The organism is Polyangium jinanense (assembly GCF_028435265.1).
In the GTDB taxonomy this organism is placed as follows: Bacteria; Myxococcota_A; Polyangia; order Polyangiales; family Polyangiaceae; genus Polyangium; species Polyangium jinanense.
This window is the reverse complement of record NZ_JAGTJK010000001.1, coordinates 143,680-156,145: the sequence shown is the minus strand read 5'-3', so window position 1 is coordinate 156,145 and position 12,466 is coordinate 143,680. Positions and strand designations below refer to the sequence as shown.

General features: G+C 66.8%; 12 protein-coding genes. All 12 read right to left on the bottom strand.

Annotated elements, in window-relative coordinates; all coding sequences use genetic code 11:
* Positions 1 to 13: 13 nt before the first annotated feature.
* The 12 genes from KEG38_RS00680 to KEG38_RS00625 all read right to left on the bottom strand — a co-directional run bounded on the left by KEG38_RS00680 (position 14) and on the right by KEG38_RS00625 (position 12,431).
* Positions 14 to 946, bottom strand: a complete 933-nt coding sequence (locus KEG38_RS00680) for a uracil-DNA glycosylase (RefSeq protein ID WP_272417004.1) — start codon at positions 944 to 946, stop codon at positions 14 to 16.
* A gap of 12 nt (positions 947 to 958) precedes the next feature.
* The gene (trxB, locus tag KEG38_RS00675; protein ID WP_272417003.1) at positions 959 to 1,921 is read right to left on the bottom strand and encodes a thioredoxin-disulfide reductase; all 963 of its coding nucleotides are present in this window, start codon (positions 1,919 to 1,921) and stop codon (positions 959 to 961) included.
* Positions 1,922 to 2,019: 98 nt separating this feature from the next.
* Positions 2,020 to 2,820 (bottom strand): hypothetical protein, encoded by an 801-nt coding sequence (locus KEG38_RS00670; RefSeq protein ID WP_272417002.1) that lies wholly within the window; start codon positions 2,818 to 2,820, stop codon positions 2,020 to 2,022.
* A 152-nt stretch (positions 2,821 to 2,972) separates the two neighbouring features.
* Positions 2,973 to 4,520, bottom strand: a complete 1,548-nt coding sequence (locus tag KEG38_RS00665) for an OmpP1/FadL family transporter (protein ID WP_272417001.1) — start codon at positions 4,518 to 4,520, stop codon at positions 2,973 to 2,975.
* A 35-nt stretch (positions 4,521 to 4,555) separates the two neighbouring features.
* Positions 4,556 to 6,232, bottom strand: coding sequence for an MXAN_5187 family protein (locus KEG38_RS00660; protein WP_272417000.1), 1,677 nt, complete (start codon positions 6,230 to 6,232; stop codon positions 4,556 to 4,558).
* A gap of 16 nt (positions 6,233 to 6,248) precedes the next feature.
* The gene (locus KEG38_RS00655; protein WP_272416999.1) at positions 6,249 to 7,016 is read right to left on the bottom strand and encodes a cupredoxin domain-containing protein; all 768 of its coding nucleotides are present in this window, start codon (positions 7,014 to 7,016) and stop codon (positions 6,249 to 6,251) included.
* Positions 7,017 to 7,192: 176 nt separating this feature from the next.
* A complete protein-coding gene (locus KEG38_RS00650) occupies positions 7,193 to 7,645 on the bottom strand; it encodes a hypothetical protein (protein ID WP_272416998.1) in 453 nt (150 codons plus the stop codon).
* Positions 7,646 to 7,846: 201 nt separating this feature from the next.
* Positions 7,847 to 8,299, bottom strand: a complete 453-nt coding sequence (locus KEG38_RS00645) for a hypothetical protein (protein WP_272416997.1) — start codon at positions 8,297 to 8,299, stop codon at positions 7,847 to 7,849.
* A gap of 138 nt (positions 8,300 to 8,437) precedes the next feature.
* On the bottom strand, positions 8,438 to 9,061 hold the full coding sequence (locus KEG38_RS00640) for a DUF4304 domain-containing protein (protein WP_272416996.1): 624 nt from the start codon (positions 9,059 to 9,061) through the stop codon (positions 8,438 to 8,440).
* A 19-nt stretch (positions 9,062 to 9,080) separates the two neighbouring features.
* The gene (locus KEG38_RS00635) at positions 9,081 to 10,241 is read right to left on the bottom strand and encodes a hypothetical protein (protein WP_272416995.1); all 1,161 of its coding nucleotides are present in this window, start codon (positions 10,239 to 10,241) and stop codon (positions 9,081 to 9,083) included.
* Between the two features lie 371 nt (positions 10,242 to 10,612).
* Positions 10,613 to 11,206: a DUF4276 family protein gene (locus KEG38_RS00630; RefSeq protein ID WP_272416994.1), complete on the bottom strand. Its 594-nt coding sequence runs from the start codon at positions 11,204 to 11,206 to the stop codon at positions 10,613 to 10,615.
* Positions 11,199 to 12,431 carry an AAA family ATPase gene (locus KEG38_RS00625; RefSeq protein ID WP_272416993.1) on the bottom strand — a complete coding sequence of 411 codons (1,233 nt, stop codon included), beginning with the start codon at positions 12,429 to 12,431 and terminating at the stop codon, positions 11,199 to 11,201. The genes KEG38_RS00630 and KEG38_RS00625 overlap by 8 nt, the downstream gene beginning before the upstream one ends.
* Positions 12,432 to 12,466: the final 35 nt, after the last annotated feature.

Here is a 12,466-nt window from a genome sequence, read left to right as displayed (position 1 = left end):
ATACGCTCGAGCGCTAGCCCCGCGCGGGCGGCTTCTTGCCGAGGCGCGCCATCACTTCCTGCAGGTCGGTCCATACCTCGCGCTTCGCCGACGGCTGCCTGAGGAGGTAGGCCGGATGGAACGTCGGCATGACGGGGATCCCGCGGTACATCTTCCACTTGCCGCGCAGCTTCGTGATGCCCTCGGTCGTGCCGAGCAGGCCCTGGATCGCCGTCGCGCCGAGCGCGACGATGTACTTCGGCCGCACGAGCTCGATCTGCGTGGCGAGGTAGCCCTTGCAGGCATCCATCTCTTCAGGCTGCGGCTTGCGGTTCTCCGGCGGCCGGCACTTGACGATGTTGCAGATGTAGACCTCGTCGCGGCGGTAGCCCATCGCGGCGATCATCTTGTCGAGGAGCTGGCCCGCAGGACCGACGAACGGCTCGCCCTGGAGGTCCTCTTCCGCGCCCGGTCCTTCGCCGACGAAGCAAAGCTCCGAGAGCGGATTGCCGCGGGCGAACACGGTCTGCGTGCGCCGCTCGGCGAGGCCGCAGCGCGTGCAGGAGGCGACCTCGGAGGCGAGGACGCGGAGCTGCTCGATGCGCGCTTCCGGCGTGCGCGCCTCGGGGCGCGCGACGGCGGGGCGCTGCGGGCGCTCGGCCGGTGGCGGAAACGGCGTGAACTGCGGCGCGGGCGCGCGCTCGGGCGGCGGCGTGAACTGCGCAGGCTGCGCGAAGGAGGCGTCGGCAGGAGCGGGACGCCGATCCGCGACGGGCGCGGGCGCGCGAGGGTTTGGCGGCGGCGGCGCGGCGTGAGGTTCCGCTGCGGGATACGAAGGCTCGACCTCACGCGGCGGCGCGAGCGGCAAGCCCCACGCGCCCGTGCTGTCGTACCACTCGACGAGCGCGCGCACCGAGGTCGCGATCTCGAAGAGCTCGTCGCGCGGGTCGGCGTGGGGCTCGTCCATCGAAGGCCTTCGTCAGTGACTCCCACCTTCTTGCTGCAAGAACCGCTCGGCGTCGAGTGCGGCCATGCAGCCCGTGCCCGCCGCCGTGACCGCCTGCCTGTACGTCCAGTCCTGCACGTCGCCCGCGGCGAACACGCCGGGCACGCTCGTGCGCGTGGAGCCGGGCACGGTCTTCAAGTAGCCGTTCGGGTGCGTCTCGAGCTGCCCGATGAAGAGCTCGGTCATGGGCGTGTGACCGATCGCCACGAAAAACGCCGCGACCGGGACGGACGATTTTTCCCCGGTCTTGAGGTTTTTCACGACGATCCCCGTGACCTCGTCCTTGGTGACGTCGAGCACGTCGTCGACCACGTGGCTGTAGAGGATCTTGATCTTCGGGTTCGACACGACGCGGTCGACCATCGCCTTGCTCGCGCGGAAGTCGTCGCGGCGGTGCACGAGCGTGACCGAGTTGCAGAGGCCCGCGAGGTAACTCGCCTCCTCCATCGCGGTGTCGCCGCCGCCGACGACGGCGACGTCGCGGCCGCGGTAGAGCGCGCCGTCGCACACGGCGCAGGCGCTCACGCCCTTGTTCTTGAGAAGCTCCTCGTTCGGCAAGCCGAGGTAGTTCGCGCGCGCGCCCGTCGCGATGATCACGGTGTGGGCGAGGTAGAGCGTCTCCTCGACCCAGACCCTGAACGGCCGCGCGGAGAGGTCGACCTTCGTCACGTCCGCCGTCACGATCTCGGTGCCCTGGTGCTCCGCCTGATCACGGAAGCGCTGCATGAGCTCCTGGCCCGTGACCTTCTGCGGGAAGCCCGGATAGTTCTCGACGTCGGTCGTGAACATGAGCTGACCGCCGGGGATGAGCCCGCCCGCGTTGAAGCCCTCGATGCAGAGCGGCTTGAGGTTCGCGCGCGCGGCGTAGATGGACGCAGTCAGGCCCGCAGGGCCCGAGCCGATGATGATGACGTTGCGGACGGGTGTGTCGGTCATGCTGGCCCGGGTCATAGCGAAGGCGCGCGGCCGCGTCGATACGCGCGCACCACCCGGACGAACGGAGGCGGGAAAGGTCGCGAAATCTGCGCCGCGGCCTACTTCTTCTTCTTCTTTTTCGTGTCCTTCGGCGGCGGCGGGGGCTCGGGGGCGATGCCGCGGTTGTACTCGCGGGCGACGTCGTGGAGGTACGACTCGGTCGTGAGCTTCGGGAAGTCGGAGGGCGAGATCTTGTCGTTCGCCATCGCGGTGGCCTTGTCCGCCTCGCGACGCATGCCGCCGAGCGCAGCGGAGTAGATCCAGGTGCCGATCGCGCCGACGATGACGCCGCCGATGATGATGGCCGTCGAGCCCCCCGTCGGGATGAGGGGATCATCCTTCGTGACCGCCGCGGCGATGGCCCAGCCGCCCGCGATGCCGTACCCCACGCCCGCCACGATCATGCCGGTGGAGCGCTTGCCGGAGTATTCCTTGATGCCCTTCTCGTAGACGGACATCGAGTTCGCGTGGTTCTCGCGGATCTCGACGATGCGCTCCTCGAACGCATCCTCGAACGCCCTGTCGCGCGCGATGTGCAGCGCGCTGAGCACGTCGATCGGCTGCCGGCCCTGGTAGACGCCCCACTGGTAGCCGCGGTGCGCGACCTGCTGGTTGCCGTAAATGCGGCTCGATCCGACGAGGCGACCCTGCGCGTCGCGGATCTGCTCCTCGCCGAGCTCGACGCGCTCCGTCGTGGTGTACGTGAAACTCTCGCCCTCGACGCTCAGGGGCTCGCCGGTCTTTTTGTGCTCAAACTTGTAGTCGTATTCGTCCGGGGCCGTCGGCGGGGGCTTGGGAATGGCGCAGCCGACAACCGCCAAACCCAGACCAACCACCATCAACGAAGCACGCGCGTTCATCCAATCCTCCCGGACTTCTTCGTCCCCAACAAACGATAACCGTGGCATCGAAGCGTGCCGGCGTATCCGGTGTCAACGCCCTCGACGTCAATCTTCACGTGACGCTGGGGAACCGTCGTGCATCGTCGTCCAGCCGCGCTGGAACGAGCTCTTCAGAACCTGTAGGTCGCCCCGAGCGCCACTTCGTTCAGGCTCGACTCGAGCCGTCCGCCATTGACGTTGTGGACGCTTCGATAATTCGTGGTCGCGTCACCGGAGAGGCCCAAAACCTCCCCCTTGCCGCCGTTGTCGAGCGGTTCGAAGAACGTGTGCTGGTAGGCGAGCGAGACGTCGACCGGCCCGATGCGCACGGTGCCGCCGCCGCCCACGCCGACTTTGCTGCCGAGGTGGAAATCGGGATTCAGGTACGCCGCGTCCTGGCCGTTGGTTTCGAAAAATCCGCCGGCCCGCACGGCGAGGAAGCCGGGGATGAGCGTGAAGTCACCGCCGAAGCGCACGCCGAAGACGTTCTTCCACTTGTGCGGGATGTCGGCGTTCTGGGGGACTTCGCCCGGCGTGCCGTTCACGCGGATGCCCCGATCGAAGCGGACCTCGAGGACGTCGACGACGCTGTTGTGCGCGTAGGTGAAGTCGACCTCGATGTCGAAGAGGTCGTCGGCGAGCGGGTCGCGCACCTTTGGGCCGACCTTGGGCACGAGCGAGCCCGCGCGCAGCGGATGGTGGTAGCGGAGGCCGAGGCGCGCTTCGAGCGGGATGCGGAACTTGAGCGTCCCCGCGTCCTCGTCCTCGGTGATGTTGCAGTTCGCGGGGCCCGCCGGACACGGGTTTTCGTTTTTCTGACCGCCCAAACGCCAGTAGAGCGATTCGAGCTTCACGCCCGTGCGCGTGGAGATCGCGTCCTGCCACTTGAACCACGCGCCGAGGTCGAGGCGCTTGTGCGGCGAGGCGAGGACGCCGACGACGACGCCCGGCACGAAGCCGTCGAAGGCCGAGAGCGTGGACTTGACTTCCTGGTTGCCGGCGAAGTCGTCCGTGGGGACCTGCGAGGTGGCCTCGGTGAAGTTGATGAAGTCGATCGAGGCGATGCCCCAGATGAAGCCCGCGCCGACGCTGAGCCAGTCCTTGATGGCGTAGCTCACGCTGAGCGTCGGGTTGATGATGAGCGAGTCGCTCTCGATGAGGAGATGGCGCTGCGGCGCGGGCTGCGTGGTCGAGATGCCGAGCTGGTTCGTGTACGGGATCGACTCGGGCCAGACCATCTTGCCGACGCCGTGCGGGCCCATGACGGAGAGGCCAATCGCGAGCTGCCGCGTGATGCGGAAGTTCGCGGCGATCTGCGGGTTCGGGAAGGGCGTGGTCTCGGCGCAGACAGGATCGGAGGGGCCACCCGCCGCGCCGGGACCAGGAATGCCGCCGCCCGGCGAGACGGGCTGGCCGTTCACGTCGCGCCGCGAGAAGCAGCGATCCATGAACATGAGGTGCGCGCCGACGTGCACGCCCGACTTCTGGAACGCGAGGCCCGCCGGGTTGTAGTACGCGGCCAGCGGGTCGTCGGCGCGCGCGACGTTGGTGTTGCCGCGGCCGACCTGCACGACGCCGTTGTCGGGAGAGTCGATCCCGGAGGAGGCGCGCGCAACGCCCGCGCCCCCGAGCAAGACCGACCCCACGAACGCCCCCACGACGAGATTCCTCGCGCCCATCGCTCTGCCGCTCCTGCCGATTCCGATGCTCTGGTTTACTTGTTGACCGGCGAGGCCTTCAGCGCGGCCTTGCCTTCCTTCGCGTACACCGTGAACTTCACGCGCGTCACGCCGTGCCGCTGCACGAGCGCGTCCTTGTTGCGTTGCAGCGTCGACTTGAACTTCTCGAACGTCATGCCCGCCGTCGGCTCGCCGCACTGCTGCTTCATGGCGACGAACTCTTCGTAGACCTTCTGCCACTCGGTGAGCTCGTCGACCTCGCCCGCGTCCGCGGTAGCCGCAGGCTCGGCCGCCGCAGGCTCGGCCGCGGCCGCGTTCGGCAGCGGCGGCGGCGCAGGCGCGGACACGGCCTCGGGCGCGCCCTCGGGCACGGACTCGACCGGGTCCTGCGTGGTCGAGCCGGGGCGCGGCTTCGGCTTCGGCAGGGCCTTCGGGAGCGGCTTCGCGGGGGCGCTGTTCGGGACCGTGATCGCCTGCGACGAGGTCTCGCCGGGGCCGGGCACGGCGAAGGCGCTCATCGTGGGCGCGGCCGGGATCGGGCCGAGCACCGCATTGAGATCGGCCGCGCGACGCGGCGCACCGCCCTTGGCCGCGATCTTGTCGATGCCGTCGTTGATGTCGGAGGCGATCTTCTTGTACCCGCCGCGGAACTTGCTCGGCGCGAGCACGTCGACCTCGCCCTTCGCGAGGCGGATGGCCTCCTTGCCGAACGTGGCGAGCGGCTGCGTGTGCTCGAGGACCGAGAAGAAGATGCCGAGGCCCGCGAGCACGATGACGCCGAGGACGACGAAGAGCCACGAGACGTTTTTCTTGTCCGTGTCGTCAGCCTTGCCGAGGAAGTCGAGCGGCCCCGAGACGGAGACGGCGAGGCGCCCGACGGCGAACCCCGCGCCGAGATCCCAGGCCTCGCCGGCCATGCGCGCGTAGACGACGCCGAGGTGCGAGGCGATCACGCGCGGCTCGCTGCGGCCCTTCTCCTGGTAGTCCTTGTTCTCGTCGAGCTGCTTCAGATCCTGGGTGATCTGATCCATGTTCGACTTGTCGAAACCCTCGGGGGCCCAGGACGCCACGCGCGCGCCGTCGGCGTAGAACGCGACCGCGGCGCCCGTGCGCTTCGAGACGCCCTGCGCGAACCTGTCGTCGACGATCTTGATGCCGACGACGGCGCCGACGGGCTCGCCGTTGACCTCCGCCTCGACGGGGCGCGTGACGACGCGGTAGATGCGGCCCTTCGAGACCCACGCGTCGTCACGGATCCATCCGTGCAGCGCGTCGGCGACGACGGGGTAGCCGCCGAGATCCGCGTCCTCGATGGGCAGGTCGTTCACGACGCCGACCGCGGCAATGATGCGGCCGTTCGCGTCGACGGCGCGAAGCGCGTCGAACGTGAGGTCTGCCGGCACCTCGGTGGCGAGCTTCTTCAGCGCCTTCTGGCCCTCCGAGATGACCTCGCGCGAGAGCTTCGGCTCGCCCGACGCCTTGGAGAGCTGCGTGCGCAGCTCGGGCGAGAGCGCGATCGGAATGAGCGCGCTCGACCGGTTGCGCGCGTCGTCTTTGAGATACCAACCGACGGCGCTCGAGTCGGCGGCGAGCGAGTCGCTCATCGCGCGCAGGCCGGCGCGGTTGTACATCTGCGCGGCGAGCATGAGGATGAACGCCGCGAAGCCGGCGATGATGGCGAGGGCGAGATACCAGAAACGGGACAGGATCATCTTCTCGTCTCCGCCTTCACTTGCTCGGGGTCTCGCCGACCACGAGCGGCGCCTTGAGGGGCTGCTCGGTCGGGAAGGGCGTGATCGTCACATCGAGTTCCTGGCCCACGGGCTCGCCGTTGAAGTAAGCGCGTAGCTTGTGCGGACCGGGCTCGAGCTCGATCGCGAAGTCGCCTTTGCGATCGGGGTAGGTCGAGGCGATCGCGCGGGGCTCGACGACGACCCAGGCGCGGACGCTGGGCGCGAGCTGATCGCGGAGCTCGTATTTGCCGGCCGCGGGCGGCGTCCAGGAGCGGCTCTTGCCGCCGGCGGTCTCGACGGCGCCGAGGCCCTTGTTCCCGGTGTCGTAGATCTTGTGCGGGAACGGGTCTTTGTTCTCGAAGTTGATCTGCTGGCCCTCGGGCACGACGATCGTGACGGGGCTCATGCGACCGCCGCCGATGCTGACGGTGACGGGCACCTTCGCGGGCGTGCCCTTGTCGCCGAGCGCGACGATCGCGACTTCTTTCGGCAGATGCCCCGTGAGGGTACGCACGTCGGGGCGCACCGTCGGAGACGGCTCGCGGAACGTGTAGCGACGAGCGTTCGGGTCCTTCGCCTCGTTCCACACGGGGTTCAGGAGCTTGTCGGCCCCGCTCAGCTTGCCCTTGGCAGTGACGGCGGCAAACGCAACGCCTGGGACGGTCAAGAGCACGAGCGCGACGGCTCCTCGGCGGAGCAGGCCGCGCAGGCGGCCGGATTGGCTCGCCTTCGCCTTGGAAACGAGCGTGTCGAACGTGTCCATCGGAAGGGGGAAGCTACCGGAATGGCAGGGCAAACGGAAAAGAAAAGCCGCCAGGAAGGACGGCACGCGGAGCCGGTCGCGCGAGCGTCAGAAGCGTCAGAGGGGTGGCGGCGCGAGGCGCGTGTGAGGGCGGCCCGGCGACGGGTTTTGCTTGACAGGGGCGGAGGAGTGAGCGGTCAGGTGGGGCTCGTGCGGAGCTCGTCGAACCAGGCGCGGGCGGAGGCGTGGTCCTCGAAGTAGCGGACGGGGGCCTTGGCGACGTCGAGCTTGAGGAGGCGGGCGGCGCGAACGAGCGTCTCGGAGATCGCGCGCATGCGGTAGCTCGCGACGACGATGGCGCCGGCGCGCATGAAGCTCGTGTCGAACTGGCGGTTGAACTCGATGGCGGCGCTGATGCTCATGTGGCCCAGCGACTTCGAGAGGTCCGAGACCGTGAAGAGGCCGCCGGCCCGCCGCGCGGCGTCCACCGCGAAGCCCGCGATGCGTCCGGCGTCCGCGGTCGTCATCTCGCGGGCAGGGCAGAAGACGAGCACATCGGGAGGCTCGAACCGCGCGAGCTCGGGGACGATGTCGAAGGGGGCGTCAAGGGATGTGTGCCCGGGTACCCACAAGGTAGGAGTATCGGCCATGACACAGATTGTATCACGAGCGCCGGGACGCAGGCGTCACCTTGCGAGCCCCTCATGAACGCAGGTTCGGCTTCCGTGAGTACCCATCCATTGCCTAAGGAAGCCTCCTCGCCGTTCGAGACATGAATGGAGGCGGCGCGAGGCGTCTATGGGGGCGGTCCAACAACGGGTTTTACTTGACAGGGGTGGAGGAGTGATCGGTCAGGCGGGGCCCGTTCGGAGCTCGCCGAACCACGCGCGGGCGGAGGCGTGGTCGTCGAAGTAGCGGACGGGGGACTTTGCGACTTCGAGCTTGAGGAGACGGGCGGCGCGGATGAGCGTCTCGGAGAGCACGCGCATGCGGTAATCCGCGGCGACGACGGCGGCGGCGCGGATGAGACGCGGGTTGAACTGTCGGTTGAACTCGACGGCGGCGGCGATGCTGATGCGCGGGAGGTGCACCGAAGCGTCCGTCATCGAGAAGAGCGCGCCCGTCTGGGGCACCGCTTCCCGGACGAAGGCCATGATCCGCGCGGTCTCCTCGACGTTGATCTCGCGGGCAAGGCGAAAGGAGATGATGTCGGGCGGCTCGAACCGAGCGATGTCGGGGATGATGTCGAAGGGGGTGTCGAGCGTGGTGAGTCCGGGTACCCATAAGCTCGGAGTATCGGCCATGACACTGGATGTATCACAGGCGAAGGGGGCCGCCGCGGACGCTCGGGCCCCGTCTTGGTGTAGCGCTCGAGCATTCGATCCTTTCACGCCCTTGCATGAATCGAACGAATGGGGCTGGAATGCACTCTTCCCGAAACGTCAGTTGTCATCGCAAGAGAAGCGCGCCAGGAACTTCTCGGGCAGGGAGCTATAGCGCTTCTTGGTCTTCGACCTCTCCCGCTCGATGCATTCGCGGCACTTGTCCTTGCAGCCCAGCCGCTTCCAGAGGATCGCGGCGTAGCAGAGCTCGAATGTATCGGCAAAGGGCATGACGTGTCGGTCTTCCTTCCTGCGGGGCTGCGAGAGGAACTCCGCGACCGCGCGTTCGTCCCGGAACCGATCGAAGAACGGCAAGGCCGCGGTCTCCACGAGCTTCCGCAGTTCCTGCCCTACCTCGTCGTCCTTCTCGGGCCCATCGCTGGACGTGAGCTCCCACCACGAGTCGCCCGTCGGTGTCAGCATTCCGGGTCTCACGTTCAGGAGCCCGTACGCTGCGTCAACCGCCTTGGGTTCGACGCAGTTCCCGAAGGTACCTCTGACCCCTGGCACGTGAATCCCACAATTCGTTGTGAAGCTGTACTTGTCGGCCGTGTTGAGGTGGTCACTCTCGTGATTGAAGAGGTGCTGGACGCTCCCCAGATCTCGCACGTACACGATCCCTCGTTTCTTGAAGCCCGCCGCGTGGAGCGCGGGCGTGACCCACGTCTTGAAGATGTGGCTCATTCTGTTCTGTAGGGCTCGCTTATGGGTCATAATAGATCACACGTCCCCTCTGGCCTGTAGCGTCTTCGTACTTCTTGATCTGGCGTTTGCCCGCTGCTTTGCCAGTCGGCGTGTTCGGCTTCAGCTCGATCGGATTCCCTTTGGGCGTGAGCGCGTCGGGCCTCAGCTCCGTCCCATCCTCCAACTTGATACGCGGGTTGGGCCTCCAATCCTTTCCCTCTTTCTGCTTCGCCTCGACCTTCTTCTTGAACTCCTCATGCACCTGCCGTCCCCGCGCCGCCGCCGGCGTCTCGCCTCCCCGCTTCGGTTTGGCCTGCGGTGGAGGGTCCGCCGCGCTCCCGCTGCCCGCCTGCCCCGCCGCCGCGCTGTTCGACTTGGCGCCGTTCGACTTCGCGGGGACCGGCTTCGTCGTCGTCTTGACCGTCGTCGTCTTCGGCGCCGGCTGCGGCGAGCCACTCCCCGTTGACAACGACTGCCCGTTGTTCGTCTCGGCGGGCTTCTTTTTGGACTTCGGAACGAAGTTCGGATGCCGGGCATGGCAAAGCCCCTCGAGGCACTCCCTGGCTCGGTCTTTCGCGAGCGCGGAGGTGTCCGCACGGCTGAGTCCCCAGTCCTCATACGCCTGGGCCGCGCTCTCCGGCAACTCCCTCGGCTCGGGCTCGTGGACGGGGCAAGGCTCGGCCGCGGGCGGCCGTTTGTCCGCGACGGCCTGCTTCGCGCAGCGCCACTTGACGAGCACCCTCGTGCAAACACGTGCGCCCGTCCCGCTCCGTCTCCGCGTCTGGCCCGGCTCCCGATACGCCGCGCACCGCTGCTCCTCCGGCGGCCTCGCGATCGGTCGCGGCAGCGGCTTCGGCCGCTCGGCCTTCTTGCCCTCGTCCTTCTTCTCCTCAGCCTCTTTGGCCTTCTCCGTCGCCGCGGCGACGCGAGGCTTCGGCGGGGTCCTCGCCGGGCATTCGAGCGTGTTGTACGGAATCGGTAAAAGCCTCGCGCTCGCGGCAGGCGCGTCCTGGTCGAAAACATAGATGGGGCTGCCATTGCCTCTCGCGCGGTCCACCTCCCGGACCCCGAAGAAGGGCGTGCCGTCGGCGGTGAGCCCCCAAATTCGCTTGTCTTTCGGTACGTTCGGTGGACGTACACAGACGTGGACGACGTTCGGCGCCTCGAAGATCCGCGCCATCGTGGGATCGCGCGAGGGGGCGCACCCGAACGAGTGCAAAACGAAACACAGGACGGCGACCGCCGTGACGAGGGAATGCCAAAGGCGAGCCCCAAGAGTCGATCGTCGCATGAACCGCTCCCATCTCTCGGAATGGTCCGGCCCTCACCCCCACAGCGGGGCGGCCATCCGGGCGATGGAGCGACGGTGCGGGGACGTCCAGGCGGCGTCAACGACAGGAAAGCAGCGACCCGCCGCGCCCCCGCCACTCTCCTCTTTCCCTTTTCGTACCTTCCGTCGGTCGTCAGGGATGGCGATTGCGGGGGAGGTGGGCGACCGTCTCAGCTCGTCGGATCAGGCGCACGTCGGCGACATGGTAGCGTTGACATCGGTCATTGCCCTCGATGCGCGTCCTTCCAGAGCTTTTGCAGGAAAAGACGCATTTCCCGGAAGGCGGGACATCGTTTGGCGCAGACATCGAGCTGCAGAACCTCGGCGATCCGCGCGCCGTCGTTCGGCGTGTACCTGGGCCGGCCGGGCACGGCTCGGGATGCTTCGATGAGCCGCTCCTTGGGGTCACGAACCAAGTGGGGGAGTTCTTGCGGGAGTTCTCGATCGCCACAGATGAGCTGCAATGCTTTCTCACAAGAGAAAAACCAGGCCTCGATCTCCTCGACAGGGATACACACGTGATACTCGACGCTGGAGGGGACCTGGTAGGCGCTCAGCTTCTTGCGTAGCTCGCGTTCGTCATGCCGGTCTCTGTCGTGCATCAGGATGACGATCCGGCAGCCCCGCGCGGACAACTCGCGAAGCCATCGCTCTGCCTTCTGCCGTAAACCGGCACACCCACTCCCGGCACGATGAATGATGTTGTAATAACGTGAATCGACCTGGGCCTCTGCGAGGATGCGCCGCACGAGTGTGCCCATCACTTTGCAATCATTCTCGCTCTCCGCCAGGATGCCGATGGTCTGCTCAGCCATCGATTGCACCCGAGTAGAGGTAGTCTCCGAGCGTCCCCTCGTCTTCGAGATAACGCTCGACCTGTGCCTGCTCCTCGGCGTCGAGCCCACGAACGTAGGTCGTTCCGCTTCTCCGTTCGACCAGCCGGAGCGCGTCGGGCTTCGCCCAGCTCACCACCTGCGGTGACTGGGTCGAGATGACGATCTGCTTGTCCGCGGAGTACGCCTCGATCTCTTCGAGAAGCCGCCCTAAAAGGCCCGGGTGAACGGCTATTTCTGGTTCCTCCAGGAGTAACAGCGTCCGATCCGGCTGGATGAGCGCCATGAGGATCTGGAGCACACGCTGCGTTCCGTCCGACAGGAGGCCCACGTCAACGTTGTCCACCGAGACGCTTGCCAAGTTTCGGGGTGCCCGTACGTCCGCTGCGTGCTCGGGATTGTCGAAAAGCCTGACCTTGATATCGTTCAAGAGCCCCAGTCGCCGACCCACCTCGCCGAGCTCGTCCAGGCGCCCCCGCTCCGACTCGTACCAAGTCGCAAGCGTATCCACGAGCTGGCGAACTCCGGGTGATATATGCTCGTAACGCCGTTGAAGCCTAGTTCTACCAAACGGCCATGGGTGCGGCACGATAGCGACTTCACGATCTCTGTTTGCACGCGGCACGCCGGCACGTACGGACCACACGCGAAACAACAGTTCGAAGAGCGGCTCGACCATCGCGTTGAAGGAGAACGAGCTCTTGCTCGCAATCCACCAGTTGAGGAGTCCGCGACCGCGCGGGAGGACGTCCGTGGTTCCGTCATTCCTGACGAGACGACCATCTTGAAGTGTCCAGAGCACTTTCTCGCCCAAGGAAGGCTCGACGAAGGAGCACGTTTCCTCGATCTCGGCGTAGCGGTCTGCTTTCTCGGCGTCGAGAGGATTCTCGACGCCCCCCTCGTCATCCATGGTTTTCCAGCGACATTCGTAACGGACGGCGGAGTTCGGCACTCTCTTGTGGTTAATCTCCACGGCGAAGCGACCTGGATCAGGCACCGCATCCTGCACGACTCCAGATGCCCCCCACGATCCCGCCAGAAATTTGTCGAAAATGGCTGACTTACCAGCTCCATTTTTGCCGACCAGGACGGTCGTCCGTGGGTCGAGCTCGAGGCGGACATCGCCGCCCAGCGCGATCGACGCGCCCAGCTCCACCGCGCCGAAGCGCCAAAGGTATTCTCGCGGTGCCTTCCTGTTCGCGCTCATGTCGGTCGACCTGTCGAACCTTACCATGAGACAGA